Here is a 19,687-nt window from a genome sequence, read left to right on the forward strand (position 1 = left end):
CGAACTGACCATTGACCTTCCCATAATGGGAAGGTCCATACCCTATCTCACCAACCACTGAGTACGGACGTCCGATGCGTTCACGCCATTTCAGCCTTGATCGGCGAAGCATGCTGCGCGGCGCCGCAGCGTTGGGCGGCGCGGCGACGTTCGGCGCCCTGCTGCCCGGCTGGGCGCGTAGCGCACCGGCTCACGACCATGCGCAAATGCATTCCGCACCAGCCGCCGCGCGCGACGGAGAGCTCTCCGGCGACGACATCCGCCTGACCGTCGGTCATGCGCCGCTGACCATCGACGGGCGCACCGGCCATGCGGTGGCGATCAACGGCACCGTGCCCGGGCCGCTGATCCGGCTGAAGGAGGGGCAGACCGTCCGGCTGCACGTCACCAATGCGCTGGACGAGGACACCTCGATCCACTGGCACGGCCTGCTGTTGCCGTTCCAGATGGACGGCGTGCCCGGCGTCAGCTTCCCGGGCATCAAGCCCGGCGAGACCTTTGTCTATGAGTTCCCGGTCAAGCAGGCGGGCACCTACTGGTACCACTCCCATTCCGGCCTGCAGGAGCTGATCGGCCAGTACGGGCCGATGGTGATCGAGCCGGCCGAGCCCGACCCGGTCGCCTTCGAACGCGAGCACGTGGTGGTGCTGTCGGACTACAGCTTCATGCACCCGCACCTGCTGATCCAGCGGCTGAAGCAGCAGGCCGGCTATTTCAATAACCAGAAGCAGACCGTCGGCGGGCTGCTGGCCGGCAAGGACCAGCCGTTGCGCGATCGAACCCAATGGGCGGGGATGCGGATGGACCCGACCGACGTCCTCGACGTGACCGGCTCGACCTACCGCTACCTGATCAACGGCCATGGGCCGCAGGACAACTGGACGGGGCTGTTCACGCCGGGCGAGCGGGTGCGGCTGCGCTTCGTCAACGCTGCAGCCATGACGCTGTTCAACCTGCGGATCCCGGGGCTGGCGATGACCGTGGTCGCCGCCGACGGGATCGAAGTGCGGCCGGTGGAGGTCGACGAGCTGCAGATCGCCAACGCCGAGACCTACGACGTGATCGTCACGCCGCGCGAGGATCGCGCCTACACATTGGTGGCCGAGGCCGCGGACCGCTCCGGCATGGCGCGGGCGACGCTGGCGCCGCGCCCGGGCATGACGGCCGCGGTCCCGCCGCTGCGCGCGCGGCCGCTGCTGACCATGAAGGACATGGGCATGGGCGACATGTCCGGCGGCGGCCATGGGGCGCACGGCGGACACGCCGGCCACGACATGGGCGCTGCACCGCCCATGGACCACTCGATGGCGATGCGCGATCCGAACAACGCGCCGCAGGTGGCGCTCAATCCCGGCGTCCAGATGATCTCGCCGATGCCGGTCGACCGGGTCGGCGAGCGCGGAACCGGGCTGGAGGACGCCGCCCACCGGGTGCTGGTCTACAGCGACCTCATGGCTCGGGCGCCGAGCCCCGACGGCCGGCCGCCGAGCCGCACGATGGAGATCCACCTGACCGGCAACATGGAGCGGTTCATGTGGTCGTTCGACGGCAAGCCGTTCAGCGCCGGGCGCGAGGCCTATCCGTTCCGGCTGAACGAGCGGGTGCGGGTCACCCTGGTGAACGACACCATGATGAACCACCCGATCCACCTGCACGGCCATTTCATGGAGTTGGTCAACGGCCACGGCGCGCTGCAGCCGCGCAAGCACACCATCAACGTCATGCCCGGCGGCAAGGTCAGCTTCGACCTGACCGCCGACGCGCCCGGCGACTGGGCCTTCCACTGCCACATGCTGCTGCACATGCACGCCGGCATGTTCAACGTGGTCACCGTCCGCCCGCTCGAAGGGGAAGCCTGATGCGCCGGCTCGCCTGGCTGGGCCTGGCGCCCTTGGCTTTCGCCGGACCGGCGCTGGCGCAACACGATCATCACGCCGGCCATCCGCCGCCGCCCGCGGCGGCCGCCGCCGACCCACATGCCGGCCACGCCGAGCCCGCGCCGGCGGATCCGCACGCCGGTCATGACATGCCGCCCTCCGAGCCAGGGAGCGCCCCGCCGCCGCCGGCTCCGACGGACCACGCCGCTGACCGGGTGTTCGGGCCGGCGGCGATGGCGGAAGCCCGCAAGCAGCTGCGCGTCGAGCATGGCGGCATGCGCTATGCCAAGGTGATGCTCGACGAGGCCGAGTACCGACCGGCTTCGAAGGGCGACGCCTTCGCCTGGGAGGGCGAGCTGTCGTACGGCGGCGACGTCAACCGCTTCGTGCTCAGCTCCCGCGGCGAGGCGGGCTCCGGCGAGGTCCACACCGCCGAGCTCCAGGCGCTCTATGCGCGGGCTATCGACCCCTATTTCAATCTGGAGGTCGGCGTGCGGCAGGACTTCCAGCCCCGGCCGCGGCGCACCTATGCGGCGCTCGGCGTCAGCGGGCTGGCCCCGTACTGGTTCGAGGTCGCGGCGACCGCCTTCGTCTCGGACAAGGGCGACGTCAGCGCCCGGCTGGAGGGCTCCTACGACCTGCGTCTGACCCAGAAGCTGATCCTCGCGCCCAAGCTGGAGCTGGACGTCAACGCCCAGGACGTGCCGGAGCTGGGCCTCGGCGCCGGCCTGAGCACGCTCGAGGCGGGGTTGCGGCTGCGCTACGAGATCCGCCCGGAGTTCGCGCCCTATATCGGCGTCTTCCACGAGCAGAGCCTGGGCGACACTGCCGACTTCGCCCGTGCAGCCGGCGAGGACGCGCGCGACACCCGTTTCGTCGCCGGGATCCGCGCCTGGTTCTGAACAGCGCGACAAGCTTCGCTGCAAGCAGGCGAAGTTAGCCTTTGTTGTTGTGGTTCCTTCGGCGGCGACCTTCAATTGTCGCCATGAATCTTCGTCTGTTCCTACTTATTCTGGTCAGCGTCAGCCTGTCGGCTGTGGCGCAGCTCGCGTTGAAGGTCGGAACCGGCGCCGCCGCCGGTGAGCAGGCCGCTGGAATAGCGCGCCAGATCGGCGGTCTTATCCAGTCGCCATGGGTCCTGATCGGGCTCGGCCTCTATGGATTTGGCGCAATCGTCTGGCTTTTCGTCCTGAGCCGAGCCCCGCTTTCCCTGGTCTATCCGTTTGTCGGCATCGGCTTCATCCTGACGATGCTCGCCGGAGCCTTCTATCTGCAGGAAAGCGTCGGTCAGTTACGGGTTGCAGGCACCCTCATGATCGCGCTCGGCTGCGCGCTGGTCGCGCGATCGGCCTGATCGTATTTGCCGACTTTGTTCAACCCAAGAGTGCTCCAGATAAATAATCCATAAGTGGAGGGCGCCGTGCGAGACCGTCTGCTTGTCGCGTCTCTAGTGGCTGTATCGCTGCTGACGGTCGTCGTGCGAATAGCCGCGGCGCTAGTCCTCGATCAGACGCTGGCCAGCGACCCGCTCGCCTATTTCACCATGGCCAGGGGCCTGGCCGAGCAAGGCGTCCTCGCCGACAATTTCGGCCAGCACGCCTTCTACAGCGCCGGTTACCCGCTGGTTCTGGCGCCCTTTTTCAAGCTGTTCGGCAGCAGCGTGCCGGTCGCGCTCGCCGTGAACCTGTTGCTCAGCGTCGCCGGCGTGTGGCTGGTCGCGGCGCTCGGCCGGGCGCTCTCGCAGCGCAACGACACGCCCGTGTGGGCGGCGCTGGCCCTCGCCTTGTGGCTGCCGGGAATCTGGAATGCGACCCTGCTGGCGAAGGAGAACCTCTCCACGCCGCTGCTGCTTGGCTTGGCCCTGTGCGCCGTGCAGCTTGCCCGCAGCCCGCGCCCCGCGGCTCCGGCGCTGCTGGCGGGCCTGCTCTGGAGCGCGTCGCTGATCACCGGCGGCTCGGCGTTGCTGCTGTGCGCCGGCGTCGCCGTGGCCATGATCTTGCTTTGGCGGGCCTCGGGCGGCGTGTCCGCGCCGCTGCGCGCCGGCGCCTGCTTCGCCGTCGGCGCGGTGCTGGCGCTGTCGCCCTGGCTCTACGCCACCAACCAAATGGTCGGCCGTCCGGTGCTGTCGACCAACGCCGCCTTCAACCTCTATCTCGGGCACAATCCTGCGGCGACCGGGCGGTTCATCAGCATCGCCGACACGCCGCTCGGCGCGGACTGGGAGCAGACCCGGTTGCGGCTCGGCGAGGTCGCCAACGCCGATCGGCTGCAGCGGGCGGCGATCGGCTGGGCGGCCGCGCATCCCGCCGACGCCGCACGGCTCGCGGTGCGCAAGCTCGCCTACTTCTGGCAACCCTCCGTGCCGGATGCGAGCGACTTCGCCGTCTCCCGCCCGGTGGCGACGATCCGCCTGTTCGAGACGGTGCAGTACGCGGCGATCGTCGCGCTCGCCGCCATCGCGCTTTTCGGCCAAGGCGTCGGCCGAGGGCCGGCTTGGATCCTCGGCGCAATGCTCCTGGGCTACTGGGTGATCCACGCCGCGGCCTACGTCATTCCGCGCTATCGCGACCCGGTCATGCCGCTGCTGATCGTCCTGGCGACCTGCCAGGTCGTCGCCTGGGCGCGGCGCGGGGCGCAGTCGGAGCTTGCCCATGCCGGTTAGTCTCGTAGCCGTCGTCGAGCCGAAGCCACCGCCGACCCCGACGCTGACGCCGCTGTTCGTCGACGTCGACGGCACGCTCACCTCGGCCGACATCGCGCTCGAAGCCCTGGTGCGGTTTGTCCGCTCGGGCCTCTGGGCCTGGCTGGTCGCCCTGCGGTGGGTTCTTCGCGGGCCGGCGTTCGCCAAGGCGATGGCGGCGCGGCGCGCGCCGGTCGACCCGTCGCGGCTGCCCTATCGCGAAGAGGTGTTGCAGCTCATCGCCGAGGCGCGGGCCGAAGGCCGCCCGGTCATCCTGGCCAGCGCCGGCCATCGTCGGAACGTCCATCGGATCGCCCGGCATCTCGGCCTGACCGACGCGGTCATCGGGACCCGCCGCGGGCGCAATCTGAAGGGGCCGGCGAAGCTCGCGGCGATCCGCGACCATGTCGGTCCGCACGGGCAATTCGACTATGTGGGCGACAGCCGCGCCGACGCCTGCCTGTGGCGGGCGGCGCGGCAGGGCTGGTCGGTGAACCATGTGCCACGCGGGACGATGGTCCGGCGCCTGGGCGCGCGGCCGGCGGCGCTGAGGATTGTGATCAAGGCGATGCGGCCACACCAGTGGGCCAAGAATGCGCTGGTGCTGATCCCGGTGCTGACCTCGGGGCGGTACCTCGAGGTCCCCGTGCTGCTGAGCGCGTTCGGTGCGGCGGCGGCGATGTCGCTCATCGCCTCGGCCATCTACCTGCTCAACGACATGCTCGACATCGACGCCGATCGCACGCACCGTACGAAGCGCCATCGGCCGCTGGCGAGCGGCCACCTGTCGATCCCGACCGCCATGGGTCTGTCCGCGCTGCTGGCCGCGGCCGGACTCGGCGGCGGATGGCTGATCGGGCAGTGGCCGCTGACCTGCTGGCTGCTCGGCTATGTGGCGATCACCACCGCCTATTCCCTGCGTCTGAAGTCCGTGATGGTCGGCGACACCATCGTGCTCGCGTCGCTTTACACGATCCGGATCTGGATCGGCGCGGTCGCGATCGGCGTGCCGCTGACGTCGTGGCTGCTGCTGTTCTCGATCTTCCTGTTCCTCAGCCTGGCCTATCTCAAGCGCTACATCGAAATGCGCGAGGCCATCGATCCCTACGAGTTGCTGAAGGGGCGCGGCTACATGGGCCGCGACGTCGAGGTGGTGATGAACCTGGGCGTCTCGGCCGGGATGATGTCCATCCTAGTGCTGGCGCTGTTCGCCCACGAACCCGAGACGGCGTCGCACTACGCCGTGCCTGAGTTGCTCTGGATGCTCTGCCTGCCGCTGCTCTACTGGATCAACCGCATCTGGATGATGGCCCGGCGCGGCGAGGTGGACGGCGACCCGGTCGTGTTCGCGATCAAGGACGGCCGCAGCCGCATCGTCGTCGCCGCCATGGCCGGGATCTTCCTGCTCGCGCTGCACGGCGTCGCGTGAACGCGTAGGCGGCGCCTGAAACGCGAAAGGCCGCCCCGTCGCCGGGGCGGCCTTTCCATAGTCGGACCGCAGAGCGGTTCCGGACCCTCGTCAAGTCAATGACTTAGGCGCGGACCTCAGCGGAGGTCCAGGTCACGGTCACCGAGCTACGGATGAAACTATGAGACACTGGGTCACCTCCTTTCAGCTGTTTGACAGGATCTCGAATATGGGGCGCGCTTCCGGCGATACAAACCTCGTCTAACGATTTTGCCGCACGACCGCGCGCGGCGCCGCGTTTGCGGTCAATCGGGCGCGGTCCTGCAGGCTGGGCCGGCGCCGCAGCTCCTGCACCGACCGATCCAGCCGGTCGAGCGCCGCCAGCGTCGCCCGGTAGCCGGCGGCCACCGCCGGCTCGTAGGCGCTCCAGTCGCGGATTTCGATGTGGCCGGTCTGCGGCTGCACTAGGACGTCGGTCGCCGCGCGGGCGGCGGCCAGGTCGCGGCCGCTCGAGACGGTGGCCGCCCGCATCAGCAGCGACACGATCGGCGGGCCCTTGCGCCACTGGCCGGAGAAGATCCAGCGCCAGGCCGACTTCGGCCGGGCGACGTCGTCGGCGGTGATGTTGCGGTCGCCGGTCACGTCGACGCCGACGATCGGCCCGAGTTCGGTGGCGCGCATCACGTCGGCCGGGAAGTTCTTCAGCACCGCGCCATCGACCAGCACGTCGTCGCCGTCGGTCGCCGGCGGCATGACGCCGGGCAGGGACACGCTGGCGCGTAGCGCCTTCCACACTAGGCCGCGCTTGTGCAGGTGGTAGGCCCCGGTGGTCAGGTTGGCCGAGACGCAGACGAACGGCAGCCAGAGGTCGGCGATCTCGGCGCCGTCAAAATGCTCGGCCAGGCGCTCGCTGACTTTGGTCCCCCGGGTCATCGCCAGGATCGGAAAGGCGATGTCGTCCAGCGGGCTGGAGTCGACGAAGGCGGCGCGGATCCGCCGGTCGAGTTCGACGTCGTCCCAGCCCATGGCGACGCCGGCGCCGACGATGCCGCCCATCGACACCCCGCAGAAGTAGTCGAGCGGCACCTTGCGTTCGCGCAGCGCGCGGATCGCGCCGACATGGGCGTAGGCCCGCGCCCCGCCGCCGGACAGCACCACGCCCACCGACTGGCCGGTCAGCACCCGGGCCAGCCGCTCGACGTCGGCGCGGTCGTCGCGCCGCAGGTGGAACAGCCGCGCCGGGGTGACGGCGTCGAGCCAGGCCTCCGAGCCGCTCGGCCGGCGGATGTTCGGCGGCTGCAGCAGGATCAGGTCGACCAGCTGCTGGGCCTCGAGCGGCGCTTCGAGGTCGACGCCGGGCAGGGCCGGCGGCGGCGGCCGGTCGCCACGGCCGACGCGGAACAGCCGATCGGCCTGCCGTGAGACCCATTGCCGCCAGCCGGCGTCGCCGGCCTCGGCGACATAGAGGACGAAGTCGTGGGTCCGCTCGACCTCCGAGTACCACTCGATCGGCGCGCTGGAGGCCTCGGCGCCGACGACGGTCACCCGGTAGCCGAGGCGGCCGATCTCGCGGGCGACCTGCTCGATCAGCGGCCGCAGCAGCCCCGGCTGGTCGACCGGGGTGAAGCCGAAGACCGAGGGTTCGCCGAGCGCGCCGCCGTTCGCGCTTTCCTCGCGGGTCCTCAGGATGGTCAGCCGGGCCAGCTCGGTCATCACCGCGGCGTCGCGCTCGCAGGCGTTGAAGAAGACGTCGGCGGGCAGGGCGAAGACCTCGGAGTCGCGCAGCGCGATCACCTCGGCCGAGTGCGGCGCGCCGGCCAGCAGCGCCATCTCGCCCACCGGCTCGCCCGGCCGGATCACCCCGAGGAACTCGGGCTCGCGGCCCGGCTCGCGGCGGAACACCCCGAGCCGTCCGGTGCGCAGCAGGTAGAGTTGATCGGCCGGATCGCCCGGCGCGTAGAGGCGCCGGCCGCCCGGCAGCGAGAACCAGGTGACGTCCTTCTGCACCGCCGGTTTGCGGAACAGGCGCGCCAGGGCCGAATCGGCCGGGATCTCAGGGAGCGGAGCCACGACGGCCAGGGTAACCCCCTGCCGGCGCCGCCGCCACGGCGTCACTCAAGGCGCGGCGCCGGAAATGGCGCGACTGTTCGCAGGCCCCGAGCGTTTCGGTGGCAGCACGCGAAAGGATCAACATGACCAATCCCATCGTCGACCCGCTGGTGGAGGTGGTCGACACCAGCCCGACCTCCGACCTCGTCGACCTCGACGCCACCGTCGAAGGGGCCGTCACGGTGACCCTGAACCGGCCGGCGCGCCGCAACGCCTTCGATGCGGACCTGATCTCGGCGCTGGAGGAGGCGTTCCGCACCCTGGCCGGAGCCGAGGGCGTGCGGGTGGTCTTCCTGCGCGGGGCCGGCGGGACTTTCTGCGCCGGCGGCGACCTCGAATGGATGCGCCAGGCGGCCGCGCGGGCCGAGGACGAGAACCGCGAGGACGCCTTCGAACTGGCCAAGATGCTGAAACAGCTCTGGGACCTGCCGCAGCTGACCGTCGCCCTGATCGAGGGCGCGGCCTACGGCGGCGGGGCGGGGCTGGCGGCGGCCTGCGACCTGGCGCTGGCGACCGCCGACGCGCGGTTCGCCTTCTCCGAGGTGCGGCTGGGGCTGATCCCCAGCGCCATCGCGCCGTACGTCGTGCAGGCGATCGGACCCAGGCAGGCGCGGGCGCTGTTCGCCACTGGCGGGGTGTTCGACGCCGACTATGCGCAGCGGATCGGCCTGGTCACCGAGGTCTGCGTCGACTCGGCCGCGCTGGACGTCGCCCGCGACGGCATCGCCAGCGACATCCTGGCCTGCGCGCCGGGCGCCGTGGCCGACGCCAAGCGGATGGTCGCCGACGTCTTCGCCCGGCCGATCGACCACGACCTGATGGAGCTGACCGCCCGTCGGATCGCCGCGGCCCGCGCCAGCGACGAGGGGCAGGAGGGGGTGCGGGCCTTCCTTGAACGCCGCCCGCCGCGCTGGGCGCAGGACGGCGCGCCGAGCTGAGCGTCGGCGGGCGGGTTCTGTCCCGCTGTCGAAAGTGCGGCCCGCCGCCGACGCGGCGGGCGCTTGTGGCTCGCAGGGCTAGCCCGCAGTCTCGGGCAACAACGACAAGCGCCTGGGAGGCCGCCGGTGGATCAGCTCGGCATCGAATTCATCAGCGTATTCGGCCTGCCGCCGGTGGAGTTCGTCCATCTCGCCGCCGACCTCGAGGTGCGCAACATCAGCCTGGGCCTCAGCCCCCTCGACGCCAATCCGCACAACTATCCGAGCTACGCACTGAGCGACGCGGCGCTGCAGCGCGACTTCAAGGCGGCGCTGAAGGATCGCGGCGTCGGCTTCGCCCTGGCCGAGGGCTTCTTCGTCCTGCCAGGGCGCGACGTCAGCGCCTACGCCGCGGAGATGGACCTGATGGCCGAGCTCGGCGCCCAGCGGATCAACACCCTGGCGCTGGAGCCGGACGCGGCGCGGCTGCACGACCAACTCGCCACCCTGGTCGAGATGGGAGCCGCGCGCGGCCTGCGGACGACGCTGGAGTTCATCCCCGGCATGCGGGTCGGCGACCTCACCGCCGCCGCCGAGACTGTGCGCCAGGTTGGCCGGCCGGAGGTCAGCGTGCTGGCCGACACCATGCACCTCGGCCGTTCCGGGGCGACCGGCGCTGAGCTCGCGGCGCTGGAGCCGGGCGTGGTCGGCTACGCGCAGCTCTGCGACTGCCCGCTGGTCCGCAGCGACATGAGCTATGCCGACGAGGCCAAGTACGAACGGATGGTCCCGGGCGAGGGCGAGCTGCCGTTGGTCGACTACCTCAAGGCCCTGCCGCCGGGGGTGGTGATCGGCCTGGAAGTCCCGCAACGCAGCCTGGCCGAGGCCGGCGTCGGCCCGCACGAACGCCTCGGCCGCGCGGTCGCGGCGGCCCGTGCGCTGCTGGCGCAGGCTGCGGCTCAACCCTGAAGCGCGCGAGCCGCGACAAACTTCCCGCGGCTTAGCGATGCCTTAGGCATGGCTGGGCTACCACTGCGGGATGGTTGGGAAACGCACAGGAATGCGGTTGGCGCTGGCGATGCTGGCGGCCGCGCTGTTCGGCGGGCCAGCGATGGCGGCCCCGGCCGGACTGGAGCTCGCCCAGTGGGTGACCGCGCACACCGACCTGCCGGCGACGCAGGTCGCCATCGCCGGTCCGGATAATGTCTACAGCATCGAGCCGCTCGGGCCGCCGGCGGCGACCGGCGAGGTGATCGCTCGGGTGCGGACCGAGGCCGTGGACGCCGACTGGCGGGCCGCGCACAAGTTCCAGTCCTGGGAAGCGCACGCACTCTTCGACTGCGACGGCAAGCGCGTGCGGATCGTCCGCAGCGCCAGCTATTCGGAGCGCAATCTGCGCGGCGAGGCCAAGGCCGACGATGTCGGCGGGAGCTGGTTCGCGCCCAAGCCGAGCGAGCCCGCCGCGACGCTGCTGGCGGCGGCCTGCGACCGTGACTTCGCCTGGCCGTTGCGTGCGACGGCCGCGGCCGCGCAACCCCCGGCGCCGGCCGCGGAGACGCCGGCGCTGGTGAAGGCTGAGCTGGTCGTGCCTGAGCTCGCGGCGACGCCCAAGCTCACGTCGGCTGTGGAGCCGTCGCCGCGCGCCGTCGCGCCGGCGCGGAAGCTGAAGGTCGTCATGACGCTCGCATCGCATCCGCCGTCGACCGGCCCGCCGGAAGCGGCGGCAAGCGTCGAAAAGGCCAGCGTCCCGGCGGCGAGCCAGGAAGCTGCAGCGGTCGAGCCGAAGCCGAGCCCGGAGCGCCACGTCGCCATGCTCGTGGGGACGCCAAAGGCGGCCGTGGCGAGGGTCCGCCGCCTGGCCGACGCCGGGCAGGAGTTCGTCACCCGCCGCGCCGCCTCCGTCACCCGCTGGCTGGCCTGGAAGAGCGCGCCGCCGCCGGCGGTGCAGCAGGCCGCGCTCTAGAGACCCAGCGCGGCGTCGCGGACGCTTGCCAACCACCTCGGGGCTGCTACACACGGCTTGATCGCGCGGGGCGTCTCCGCGCTCAAGTTGTTGATTTCACATGCCTCTTCACATGATCAAGCTCTGCGTCGGCTGCGAGACGGTCGAGGAGCTCGTGGCCTGGCATGAGGGGACCCAACGTCCCTGGGTGATGCACACCCGCCAGACGCCGAAGCGCGCGCCGGAGATGATCGCCGGCGGGTCGCTCTATCGGGTGTTCAAGGGCGTGATCCTCTGCCGCCAGCGGATCCTCGACATCGCCACGGTCGGGCAGGGGATCGACGCCCGCTGCGAGGTGACGGTCGATCCGGAGATCGTCCGCGTGGCGCCGACCCCGCGCCGCGCCTTCCAGGGCTGGCGCTACCTCGAGCCGAAGGACGCGCCGGCCGACCTCGCCGAGGACCTCGCCGGCGAGATCCCGCCGGAGCTGGCGCGCCAGCTGCGCGAGCTGGGCGCCTGGTGAAATGGGGCCAGGGGGACGGTCGCCGCGCCGAACGCCCCCTCAGTCGGCTTCGCCGACAGCTCCCCCGCAAGCGGTGGAGCATCTTCGCTCCCAGATCCTCCACCGCGCAGCGGGGGAGGTGGATCCCGCCGCAGGCGGGAGACGGAGGGGGCGTTCGGTCCCCGCCTACACCGCCATGTTGTCGATCAGCCGGGTCTTGCCGTGGAAGGCCGCCGCCAGGATGCGGGCCGGCGCGTCGATCGGGCCCGGACCCAGCCGCGAGAGGTCCGCGGCCGCGCGCACCTCGACATAGTCGACCTTGCCGAAGCCGGCGGCGGCCAGCGCCGCGACCGCCTCGGCCTCGACCTCGGCGACCGGATCACCGGCGCGCAGCCGGGCCCCGGCGGCCTGCAGCGCGCGGGCCAGCGCCGGGGCGCTCTCGCGCTCGGCCGCCGTCAGGTAGGCGTTGCGCGAGGACAGCGCGAGGCCGTCGTCCGCCCGCGCGGTCGGCGCGCCGACGATCTCCACCGGCAGGTCGAGGTCGCGGACCATCCGGCGGATCACCTGCAGCTGCTGGTAGTCCTTCTCGCCGAAGACGGCGACGTCCGGGCCGCACTGGTTCAGCAGCTTGCAGACCACCGTCGCCACGCCGGCGAAGTGGCCCGGCCGCGCCTGGCCGTCGAGCGGTTCGGTGACGCCGGTCACGGTGACGGTGGTGGCGAAGCCCGGCGGGTACATCTCAGCCACCGTCGGGGCGTACAGCAGGTCGCAACCGGCTCCGGCCAGCAGCTCGGCGTCGCGCGCCTCGCTGCGTGGATAGGCGTCGAAGTCCTCGTTCGGGCCGAATTGGGTCGGATTGACGAAGACGCTGACCACCACCCGGTCGGCCTGGGCGCGGGCCAGCTTGACCAGCGACAAGTGGCCTTCGTGCAGCGCGCCCATGGTCGGGGTGAAGCCGACCCTCTGGCCGGCGGCCCGCCAGGCCCGGACTTGCGCGCGCAGCTCCGCGACGGTGCGGACGATCGGCAGCGGGGACTGGGACATGACGCAGGCTCCGAAAAAGCAGCCCGCTTATGGCGGAGCGGGCCTGCGGCGTAAATCCGCGGGGAGCGGCGTTCGGCGCGTTGACGCGCGCGCATTGGGCAGGCTCACCTGAGCCGGGCTGTGAGTCGGCGCGTTCGCGCCGTGGGGCGAGGAGAAACACATGTCGCAAGCCAGCGTCATCGTGATCGGCAACGAAAAGGGCGGGGCGGGCAAGTCCACGATCGCCCTCCATACGGCGGTCGCGCTCCTGCATGCGGGCGCCAAGGTCGCCGTGCTCGACCTCGACCTGCGCCAGCAGACCCTGGGCCACTTCTTCCGGAGCCGCGCCAAGTGGCTGGAGGCCAACAACGCCGAGGCGCCGATGCCGCTGGTGCATCCGCTCAGCAACAACGGCGCGGCGCTGGCGCGCGCCTCGGACGAGGAGGCGCTGGCGCGGTTCGAGGAGGCCTACGCCGAATCCAGCCAGGGCGCCGATTTCGTGCTGATCGATACGCCCGGCGCGGACACCGCGATCAGCCGCGCCGCCCACGGCCTGGCCGACCTGATCGTCACGCCGATGAACGACAGCTTCGTCGACTTCGACATGCTGGGCGCGGTCGATCCGGTGACGCTCGAGCTGACCAGCCACAGCCTCTATTCCGAGACGGTGTGGAACAGCCGCAAGGCGCGCGCCGCCAAGGACCGCAAGATGATCGACTGGGTGGTGCTGCGGAACCGCCTGGCGCCGACCGAAGCGCGCAACCGTAAGCGCCTGGACGAGCGGGTCAACGCGCTGGCCAAGAAGGTCGGCTTCCGCATCGGCCCAGGCCTGCGCGACCGGGTGATTTACCGCGAGCTCTTCCCCTTCGGCCTGACGGTCGCCGACCTGTCGCCGAGCATCCGCCCCGTGGCCATGTCGCTGCAGCACGTCGCCGCGCGCCAGGAGTTGCGCGCGGTGATGACCGCGCTCGGTATCAGCGGCCTCGATGGCGAGATGCTGGCGGCCGAATAGGTCGCCGCGGCCATGCTGCTCTACCTCGCGCTGGGCGCGCTGGCGCTCTGGCTGATCTTGCGGTCGAGCGGCAGGCATCTGTTGAAGCGTCGGGAGTGGCGCTTCCTGACGGGGGGCGGCGCGATCGCCGCCTTCGCCGGGGCGGCCTTCGCGTTGCTGCGCGAGGCCTGGGCGCCCGGCCTGGTGCTGCTGATGATGGGCTGCTGGTTGGCGCTGTCGACGCGGCGCCCGCCAGGCGCTGGGCCGCCGCCAGCCACGCCCAAGTCCGGCCGCATGAGCCCGGAGGAGGCGCGTTCGATCCTCGGCGTCTCGGCCGCGGCCACGCCGGCGGAGATCAAGGCCGCCTACACCCGGCTGATGCGCAGCGTGCATCCGGACAAGGGCGGGACCACGGGGCTCGCCACCCAGCTCAACGCCGCCCGCGATCGGTTGCTGAAGAAGTAGCGGCTTGGGGCTGAGGCCGCCGCCCAGCACCTCGGCGGCGGTGAGCGACGCGTCCAACTCGAGCAGGGCCTACGTTCACCGACTTCGCTGCTGGCGGGCCTCGTCGCGCGGGCCGGGGGCTGGCGACGCCGGGCGGCGATCGCACTGATGGCCATGAAAAAAGCCCCGGGCCGAGGCCCGGGGCTTGTTGTTTCGCGCCTGCGATCCGGCTCAGTTGCTGAGCACCAGGCAGCCCAGCCGCTTGGCGCGCATCGCTTTGCAGGTGGCCTGCGCGTTGCGCTCGGTGAGGCCGTTGAACACCGTCGTGTAACGGCCGGCCTGACGGTCGGTGGTGCCGACGGCGTCGCCCAGATGCTTGCCGAAGCGCTCCTCGACATAGGAGATCTGCTTGCGGGCGTCGGCCTTCGAGCGGAAGGCGCCGACCTGCACCGCATAGTCGCCCTTGGCGGCGCGCCGCTTGGGCTCGGCGCGTTCGACGCGCTCGGCGCGGCGCGGCTCGACCACCCGCAGCTTGGTGGAGCGGGCCGGCGGCTCGGCCGCGGCCAGCACGATCTGCAGGTTGTCCTGCTCGCCGTCGCCCTGTTCGGCCGGCGGACGTTGCACCGGGCCGCTCGGCAGCGGCTCGGAGAGATTCTGCGCCACCGTCACCTGTTCGCCGCGGGCGCGCCGGCCCATGACGTCGAAGCCGGTCAGCAGCAGGTCCTCGGCGTTCTGGTCGCGGGAGGCCGCGCTCGGCCCGCCCATGACCACGACCACCAGGCGGCGGCCGTCGCGCACGCCGGAAATGGCGATGTTGAAGCCCGAGCTGCGGGTGTAGCCGGTCTTCAGGCCGTCGACGCCGTTGCCCAGCAGTCGGTTGTGGCCCTTGATGTAGTTGCCCCGGAAGTAGAAGCCGCTCTTGCTGAAGTAGTGGTAGTACTGCGGATAGTCCCGCATCAGCGCGCGCGACAGGATCGCCATGTCGCGGGCCGACGAGATCTGACGGGTGTCCGGTAGGCCATTCGGATTGACGAAGCGGGTGTTGTGCATGCCCAGCTCCTGGGCGCGCAGGGTCATCAGCGCGGTGAAGCGGCTCTCGCTGCCGGCCAGCTTCTCGGCCATCGCCACCGAGGCGTCGTTGGCCGACTTGATGGCCATCGCCTGGATGCCCTCGGCCACGCTCATCGTATCCCCGGCCGCGACGCCCAGCTTGGTCGGCGCCTGGGCCGCCGCGCGCGGCGAGAACACCACGCGATCGTCCAGCCGCAGCTTGCCCGACGCGAGCGCCTCGAAGGTGAGGTACAGCGTCATCATCTTGGTCAGCGACGCGGGATAGCGCGGGCTGTCGCCGTTCTTCGAATAGAGCACCTCGCCGCTCTTCGCATCGACGACCATCGCGGCGTACTTGCTGTCGGACGCCGCCAGCAGGCTGCGGAAATAGGGCGATTGCGCCTGAGCCGGGGGTGCGGCGGTCGCGAGCAGCGTCGCGGCGGCCATACCGATCGATACAAACAGGCGGCGGGCGTTACGCAACATGCTTTTCGTCCGTCGAATCAAGGGTTTAAGTGGCGATGGGCGCCGCTAGAGAATCTCTCGTAGCATGCCATGCTTACGGTTTCCCACGTGTAAACAGGACTTGAAAAAGCGCCGATTGTCGCGCTTGTGATCGAGCTTCACTTTGCTGTGATGCAGTGCAGCGCAAAAGCTATTGTGCAGTGCACAAAAATCCGTTGACATGGTCGCGTCTCGACGAGATAACTCCCGTCAGAGTCAATGTTTTCTGCGTCTTGTGCGCTTGCGGTGGACCGCCGCCGGCCGAACCCAGGAGAGCCCCATGTCCGTCGCTGAAACCGCGAAATCGACCGTCGAGCAATTCACCGTCGCCTCCAACACCGCCTTCAAGGACGGTGTCGAGAAGACGATGGCGGCGTTCACAGAAGCCGGCAGCCTGTCGAAGAAGAACCTCGAGGCCGTCGTCGCCTCGATGACCGCCGCCGCCAAGGGCGCCGAGATCGTGGGCGCCCAGGCCATGGCCTTCTCGAAGAAGTCGTTCGACGACCAAGTTCACGCCGCCCGCTCGCTGGCCAGCGCCAAGAGCGTCCAAGAAGTCGTCGAGCTGCAGACCACGTTCGCGCGGACCTTCCTCGAAAATTACATGTCCGAAGCCGGCAAGCTGACCGAAACGGTCTCCAGCGCGGTGAAGGACAGCATGAAGCCGTTGAACGAGCGCGTGACCGACCTGGTCGAACGCGTTCAGGCGACGCGCTGACGCCACGCAAGCTCTCAATGCCGCGGCCAAAAGGGCTGCACCGTCCTCAAGGGAAGGCCCGGACCGATGGTCCGGGCCTTTTCTCATGGCCGGGGCGGGGATAGAGGTCTGCCATGTCGCAGATCGAAGACCGTCTCGCCGCCCTGGGGATCACGCTGCCGCAGCCGAACGCCCCCGTCGCCAACTATGTGCCGTTCGTCCGCCAGGGCGACCTGCTGCACATCTCGGGGCAGGTCTCGACCGACGCCTCGGGCGGGATCAAGGGCGTGGTCGGCGAGGACGTCGACGCGGAGACCGCCAAGGCCGCGGCGCGCCTGTGCGGCATCAACCTGATCGCCCAGATGAAGGCCGCCTGTGACGGCGACCTCGGCCGCGTCGCCCGGGTGGTCAAGCTGGGCGGCTTCGTCCAGGCCGGCCCGAACTTCTTCGAGATCCCGCAGGTGGTGAACGGCGCCTCCGACCTGATGGTCGAGGCGTTCGGCGACCTGGGCCGCCACGCCCGCTCGGCGGTGGGCGTCTACCGGCTGCCGCTGAACTTCGCGGTCGAGGTCGACGCGGTGGTGGCGCTGAAGCCGTGAGCCATCGCTTCGGCGAGGCCTGGGATCTCCTGTTCGCCCCGCCGGTGGCGCACCGCGGGCTGTGGAGCCCGCACGGCGCGCCGGAGAATTCGCTGGCCGGCTTCCAGGCCGCCTGCGCGGCCGGCTATGGCATCGAGCTCGACGTCCAACTCTCGGCGGACGGCGAGGCGATGGTCTTCCACGACGACACGCTCGCCCGGCTGACGGGGGCGCAGGGCCGGCTGGCCGAGCGCACGGCCGGCGAGCTCGCCGAGCTGCGGCTGGCCGGAACCGACGAGGCGATTCCGACGCTCCTGGAGACCCTGGCGCTCGTCGGCCGCCGCGCCCTGGTGCTGATCGAGCTGAAGACGCCGGCCGGCGCGGTCGGCCCGCTGGAGCAGCGCGTGCACGAGATCATCGCCGATCATGCCGGGCCGGTCGCGGTGATCGGCTTCAATCCCTATTCCCACGCCTGGTTCGCCGAGCGCGCGCCCGGCGTGCTGCGCGGCCTCGACAGCTATTCCTATCGCGACGCCGAGGGCATGAGCGCGGAGGTCCGCGCCGCCTTCGCGCGCCTGGAGCATGTCGCGATCGCCCAGCCGCACTTCCTGGCGCTCGGCCTCGATATGCTGCCGAGCGCGGCGGCGGCGCAGCGGCGCGCCGAGGGCCTGCCGGTGGTCGCCTGGACGGTGCGCGAACCCGGCCAGTGGGCCGCGGTGAGCGACGCCTGCGACAACCTCATCTTCGAAGGCTTTCGTCCGTGAGCCTGAAGCCGGCGGTCACGGTCCACCGGCGCATCGCCGAGATCGGCCGCGAGGCGTGGGACGCCTGCGCGGGCAATCCGGCCTACGCCGGCAATCCCTTCATCCGCTTCGATTTCCTGGACAGCCTGGAGGCGGCCGACTGCGCGGTCGAGCGCACCGGCTGGGGGCCGCAGCACCTCGCGGTCGAGGACGAGGCCGGCCGGGTCGCGGCGGTCATGCCGCTCTATCTGAAGTCCCATAGCCAGGGGGAGTACATCTTCGACCATGCCTGGGCCGACGCCTACGAGCGGGCCGGCGGGCGCTACTATCCGAAGCTGCTGAGCGCCGCGCCGTTCACGCCGGCGACCGGTGCGCGGCTGCTGGTGCGGCCGGATGTTGACGTGGCGCAGGCGCGGGGGATGCTGCTCGGCGGGGCGCTGGCGGTGTGCCGCGAGTTCGGCGCCTCCTCGCTGCACGTGAACTTCCCGACCGCGGACGAGTGGCGGTGGATGGGCGAGGAGGGCCTCGCCCAGCGCGAGGGCCAGCAGTACCACTGGCACAACCGCGGCTACGCGAGCTTCGACGACTTCCTCGGCGCGCTGTCGTCCGGCCGGCGCAAGACCATCCGTCGCGAGCGGCGCGACGCCCAGGCGGATCTGGAGATCCTGCGGCTGACCGGCGCGGAGCTGACCGAGGAGCACTGGAACGCCTTTTTCGGCTTCTACATGGACACCGGCTCGCGCAAGTGGGGGCGGCCGTATCTGACGCGGCGGTTCTTCTCGCTGCTCGGCGAGCGGATGGCCGACCGGGTGCTGCTGGTGATGGCGCGGCGGCACGGCCGCTGGATCGCCGGCGCGCTCAACCTGATCGGCGACGACTGCCTGTACGGGCGCAACTGGGGCTGCGTCGAGGACGTGCCCTTTCTGCATTTCGAGCTCTGCTACTACCAGGCCATCGAGTGGGCGATCGAGCGCGGGCTGGAGCGCGTCGAGGCGGGCGCGCAGGGCGAGCACAAGATCGCCCGCGGCTATCTGCCGAGCGCCGTCTATTCGACCCACTACATCGCCGATCCGGCGCTGCGCGCGCCGGTCGAGGCGTTCGTCGCGCGCGAGCGCGCCAGCGTCGAGGCCGACATCGAATGGCTGGCCGAGGAATACTCGCCGTTCCGCCGCGAGGCGACGTAAGGCTGCCCGGGAACCGGCGGCGCGTTTCGCCATTGCCAAGCTGCGCCCCATCCAGCGCAATGTGACCGACCCCTTGAGGAGACTGAGATGACTCTACCGAGCTCTTCGCGCCGTGCGGCATTCGCCGTGGCGCTTGGCCTGGCCGGCGCGGCCCTGACCGCCGCACCGGCGCTGGCGGCGAGCGTCACCGTGCCGATGGCGCTGGCGACGGAGCAGGGGCAGGGCGCCTCGGTCGGCAAGATCACGCTCAGCGACGCCGGCCATGGCGTCTCGATCGCGCTGGACCTGCAAGGGCTGCCGCCGGGCCAGCACGGCTTCCACCTGCACGCCAATCCGTCCTGCGATCCGGCGAAGGCGGCGGACGGCAAGATCACCCCGGCGGGGGCTGCGGGGCCGCACCTCGATCCGGCGAAGACCGAGAAGCACCTCGGTCCGGAAGGCGCCGGGCACCTCGGCGACCTGCCGCGGATCGACGTCGCCGCCGACGGCACGGCGCGCGCGACCCTGATGGCGCATCGGCTGGGAACGGTCGCCGACTTCCAGGGTCACGCGCTGATGATCCACGCCGGCGGCGACACCTACTCCGACACGCCGACGCTCGGCGGCGGCGGCGCGCGTCTGGTCTGCGGCGTGGTGCGCTGAGCCCGCTGTTCGCAGCCATTAGGGCTCGCGACGGAGCATCACCAAAATTTGCTCCGTCGTGGCGCCTTTTCCCGCCCTCGCGCGCTTACTCCCCCGGGACAGACCTAGGAGGTTAGTAATGCGTCTTCTGATTATCGCCGCCGCCGCCTGCTCGGCGCTTACGCTGGCCGCTTGCGAGAGCAAGGCCGACAAGCAGGCCGAGGTCCAGGCCGACGCGCTCGAACAGCAGGCCGCCGCCACGCCGAACGAGGCGCAGGAGAGCGCGCTGAACAAGAAGGCCGACCAGATCGAGCAGCGGGCCGGCAACGCCGACGGCGGCGCGACCACCTCGAACACGCCGACGACGCACTAAGCTCGTCGGACAGCGAAAACGCCCGCCAGCGAAAGCCGGCGGGCGTT

General features: G+C 70.7%; 20 protein-coding genes. 17 read left to right on the plus strand and 3 right to left on the minus strand.

Going from position 1 to position 19,687, the window contains the following annotated elements:
• The first annotated feature begins 74 nt into the window (after positions 1-74).
• From ACSQ14_RS07260 to ACSQ14_RS07280, 5 genes are all read left to right on the plus strand, one after another.
• Positions 75-1,859, plus strand: a complete 1,785-nt coding sequence (locus ACSQ14_RS07260) for a copper resistance system multicopper oxidase (RefSeq protein ID WP_436011171.1) — start codon at positions 75-77, stop codon at positions 1,857-1,859.
• Positions 1,859-2,779 (plus strand): copper resistance protein B, encoded by a 921-nt coding sequence (locus ACSQ14_RS07265; protein ID WP_436011173.1) that lies wholly within the window; start codon positions 1,859-1,861, stop codon positions 2,777-2,779. Before ACSQ14_RS07260 ends, ACSQ14_RS07265 begins: the two co-directional genes overlap by 1 nt.
• A gap of 83 nt (positions 2,780-2,862) precedes the next feature.
• Entirely contained in the window at positions 2,863-3,231 is a 369-nt protein-coding gene (locus ACSQ14_RS07270; RefSeq protein ID WP_436011175.1) for a hypothetical protein, read from the plus strand.
• Positions 3,232-3,297: 66 nt separating this feature from the next.
• The gene (locus ACSQ14_RS07275) at positions 3,298-4,539 is read left to right on the plus strand and encodes a hypothetical protein (protein WP_436011176.1); all 1,242 of its coding nucleotides are present in this window, start codon (positions 3,298-3,300) and stop codon (positions 4,537-4,539) included.
• Positions 4,529-5,986, plus strand: coding sequence for a UbiA family prenyltransferase (locus ACSQ14_RS07280; protein WP_436011177.1), 1,458 nt, complete (start codon positions 4,529-4,531; stop codon positions 5,984-5,986). Before ACSQ14_RS07275 ends, ACSQ14_RS07280 begins: the two co-directional genes overlap by 11 nt.
• Before the next feature lie 240 nt (positions 5,987-6,226).
• On the opposite strand, the gene ACSQ14_RS07285 is transcribed toward ACSQ14_RS07280, so the two are convergent.
• Complete coding sequence (locus ACSQ14_RS07285) at positions 6,227-8,035, minus strand: patatin-like phospholipase family protein (RefSeq protein WP_436011178.1); 1,809 nt, start codon at positions 8,033-8,035, stop codon at positions 6,227-6,229.
• A gap of 122 nt (positions 8,036-8,157) precedes the next feature.
• Between ACSQ14_RS07285 and ACSQ14_RS07290 the strand changes: the two genes are divergently transcribed.
• The 4 genes from ACSQ14_RS07290 to ACSQ14_RS07305 all read left to right on the plus strand — a co-directional run bounded on the left by ACSQ14_RS07290 (position 8,158) and on the right by ACSQ14_RS07305 (position 11,456).
• Entirely contained in the window at positions 8,158-9,012 is an 855-nt protein-coding gene (locus ACSQ14_RS07290; RefSeq protein WP_436011180.1) for an enoyl-CoA hydratase-related protein, read from the plus strand.
• 126 nt (positions 9,013-9,138) lie between these two features.
• On the plus strand, positions 9,139-9,960 hold the full coding sequence (locus tag ACSQ14_RS07295; RefSeq protein ID WP_436011182.1) for a sugar phosphate isomerase/epimerase family protein: 822 nt from the start codon (positions 9,139-9,141) through the stop codon (positions 9,958-9,960).
• A 91-nt stretch (positions 9,961-10,051) separates the two neighbouring features.
• Positions 10,052-10,954 carry a surface-adhesin E family protein gene (locus ACSQ14_RS07300; RefSeq protein ID WP_436011184.1) on the plus strand — a complete coding sequence of 301 codons (903 nt, stop codon included), beginning with the start codon at positions 10,052-10,054 and terminating at the stop codon, positions 10,952-10,954.
• Between the two features lie 100 nt (positions 10,955-11,054).
• Positions 11,055-11,456, plus strand: a complete 402-nt coding sequence (locus ACSQ14_RS07305; protein WP_436011186.1) for a DUF1489 family protein — start codon at positions 11,055-11,057, stop codon at positions 11,454-11,456.
• Positions 11,457-11,621: 165 nt separating this feature from the next.
• Here ACSQ14_RS07305 and panC read toward each other — a convergent pair whose 3' ends face one another.
• A complete protein-coding gene (panC, locus tag ACSQ14_RS07310; protein WP_436011188.1) occupies positions 11,622-12,479 on the minus strand; it encodes a pantoate--beta-alanine ligase in 858 nt (285 codons plus the stop codon).
• A gap of 160 nt (positions 12,480-12,639) precedes the next feature.
• On the opposite strand from panC, the gene ACSQ14_RS07315 reads away from it, so the two are divergent.
• The gene (locus ACSQ14_RS07315) at positions 12,640-13,470 is read left to right on the plus strand and encodes a division plane positioning ATPase MipZ (RefSeq protein ID WP_436011190.1); all 831 of its coding nucleotides are present in this window, start codon (positions 12,640-12,642) and stop codon (positions 13,468-13,470) included.
• Positions 13,471-13,482: 12 nt separating this feature from the next.
• A complete protein-coding gene (locus ACSQ14_RS07320) occupies positions 13,483-13,914 on the plus strand; it encodes a DnaJ domain-containing protein (protein ID WP_436011192.1) in 432 nt (143 codons plus the stop codon).
• Positions 13,915-14,124: 210 nt separating this feature from the next.
• On the opposite strand, the gene ACSQ14_RS07325 is transcribed toward ACSQ14_RS07320, so the two are convergent.
• Positions 14,125-15,429 carry a serine hydrolase gene (locus ACSQ14_RS07325; RefSeq protein WP_436011194.1) on the minus strand — a complete coding sequence of 435 codons (1,305 nt, stop codon included), beginning with the start codon at positions 15,427-15,429 and terminating at the stop codon, positions 14,125-14,127.
• Positions 15,430-15,727: 298 nt separating this feature from the next.
• On the opposite strand from ACSQ14_RS07325, the gene ACSQ14_RS07330 reads away from it, so the two are divergent.
• From ACSQ14_RS07330 to ACSQ14_RS07355, 6 genes are all read left to right on the plus strand, one after another.
• The gene (locus ACSQ14_RS07330) at positions 15,728-16,162 is read left to right on the plus strand and encodes a phasin family protein (RefSeq protein ID WP_436011196.1); all 435 of its coding nucleotides are present in this window, start codon (positions 15,728-15,730) and stop codon (positions 16,160-16,162) included.
• A 113-nt stretch (positions 16,163-16,275) separates the two neighbouring features.
• Complete coding sequence (locus ACSQ14_RS07335) at positions 16,276-16,740, plus strand: RidA family protein (protein WP_436011198.1); 465 nt, start codon at positions 16,276-16,278, stop codon at positions 16,738-16,740.
• A complete protein-coding gene (locus ACSQ14_RS07340; RefSeq protein WP_436011200.1) occupies positions 16,737-17,483 on the plus strand; it encodes a glycerophosphodiester phosphodiesterase family protein in 747 nt (248 codons plus the stop codon). Before ACSQ14_RS07335 ends, ACSQ14_RS07340 begins: the two co-directional genes overlap by 4 nt.
• Positions 17,480-18,646 (plus strand): GNAT family N-acetyltransferase, encoded by a 1,167-nt coding sequence (locus tag ACSQ14_RS07345; RefSeq protein ID WP_436011202.1) that lies wholly within the window; start codon positions 17,480-17,482, stop codon positions 18,644-18,646. Before ACSQ14_RS07340 ends, ACSQ14_RS07345 begins: the two co-directional genes overlap by 4 nt.
• Before the next feature lie 87 nt (positions 18,647-18,733).
• Complete coding sequence (gene sodC, locus ACSQ14_RS07350) at positions 18,734-19,288, plus strand: superoxide dismutase [Cu-Zn] SodC (RefSeq protein WP_436011204.1); 555 nt, start codon at positions 18,734-18,736, stop codon at positions 19,286-19,288.
• Between the two features lie 118 nt (positions 19,289-19,406).
• Complete coding sequence (locus ACSQ14_RS07355; RefSeq protein WP_436011206.1) at positions 19,407-19,640, plus strand: hypothetical protein; 234 nt, start codon at positions 19,407-19,409, stop codon at positions 19,638-19,640.
• The last annotated feature ends 47 nt before the right edge of the window (positions 19,641-19,687 follow it).

The organism is Phenylobacterium sp. LjRoot219 (assembly GCF_964252995.1).
Taxonomy (GTDB): Bacteria; Pseudomonadota; Alphaproteobacteria; order Caulobacterales; family Caulobacteraceae; genus Phenylobacterium.

Coding starts and splice junctions, on each gene's coding strand:
- ACSQ14_RS07290 (WP_436011180.1), top strand. CDS start 8,158: ATGACCAATCCCATCGTCGACCCGCTGGTGGAGGTGGTCGACACCAGC.
- ACSQ14_RS07300 (WP_436011184.1), top strand. CDS start 10,052: ATGCGGTTGGCGCTGGCGATGCTGGCGGCCGCGCTGTTCGGCGGGCCA.
- ACSQ14_RS07270 (WP_436011175.1), top strand. CDS start 2,863: ATGAATCTTCGTCTGTTCCTACTTATTCTGGTCAGCGTCAGCCTGTCG.
- ACSQ14_RS07355 (WP_436011206.1), top strand. CDS start 19,407: ATGCGTCTTCTGATTATCGCCGCCGCCGCCTGCTCGGCGCTTACGCTG.
- panC (WP_436011188.1), bottom strand. CDS start 12,479: ATGTCCCAGTCCCCGCTGCCGATCGTCCGCACCGTCGCGGAGCTGCGC.
- ACSQ14_RS07260 (WP_436011171.1), top strand. CDS start 75: ATGCGTTCACGCCATTTCAGCCTTGATCGGCGAAGCATGCTGCGCGGC.
- ACSQ14_RS07330 (WP_436011196.1), top strand. CDS start 15,728: ATGTCCGTCGCTGAAACCGCGAAATCGACCGTCGAGCAATTCACCGTC.
- ACSQ14_RS07305 (WP_436011186.1), top strand. CDS start 11,055: ATGCCTCTTCACATGATCAAGCTCTGCGTCGGCTGCGAGACGGTCGAG.
- sodC (WP_436011204.1), top strand. CDS start 18,734: ATGACTCTACCGAGCTCTTCGCGCCGTGCGGCATTCGCCGTGGCGCTT.
- ACSQ14_RS07325 (WP_436011194.1), bottom strand. CDS start 15,429: ATGTTGCGTAACGCCCGCCGCCTGTTTGTATCGATCGGTATGGCCGCC.
- ACSQ14_RS07265 (WP_436011173.1), top strand. CDS start 1,859: ATGCGCCGGCTCGCCTGGCTGGGCCTGGCGCCCTTGGCTTTCGCCGGA.
- ACSQ14_RS07280 (WP_436011177.1), top strand. CDS start 4,529: ATGCCGGTTAGTCTCGTAGCCGTCGTCGAGCCGAAGCCACCGCCGACC.
- ACSQ14_RS07335 (WP_436011198.1), top strand. CDS start 16,276: ATGTCGCAGATCGAAGACCGTCTCGCCGCCCTGGGGATCACGCTGCCG.
- ACSQ14_RS07315 (WP_436011190.1), top strand. CDS start 12,640: ATGTCGCAAGCCAGCGTCATCGTGATCGGCAACGAAAAGGGCGGGGCG.
- ACSQ14_RS07320 (WP_436011192.1), top strand. CDS start 13,483: ATGCTGCTCTACCTCGCGCTGGGCGCGCTGGCGCTCTGGCTGATCTTG.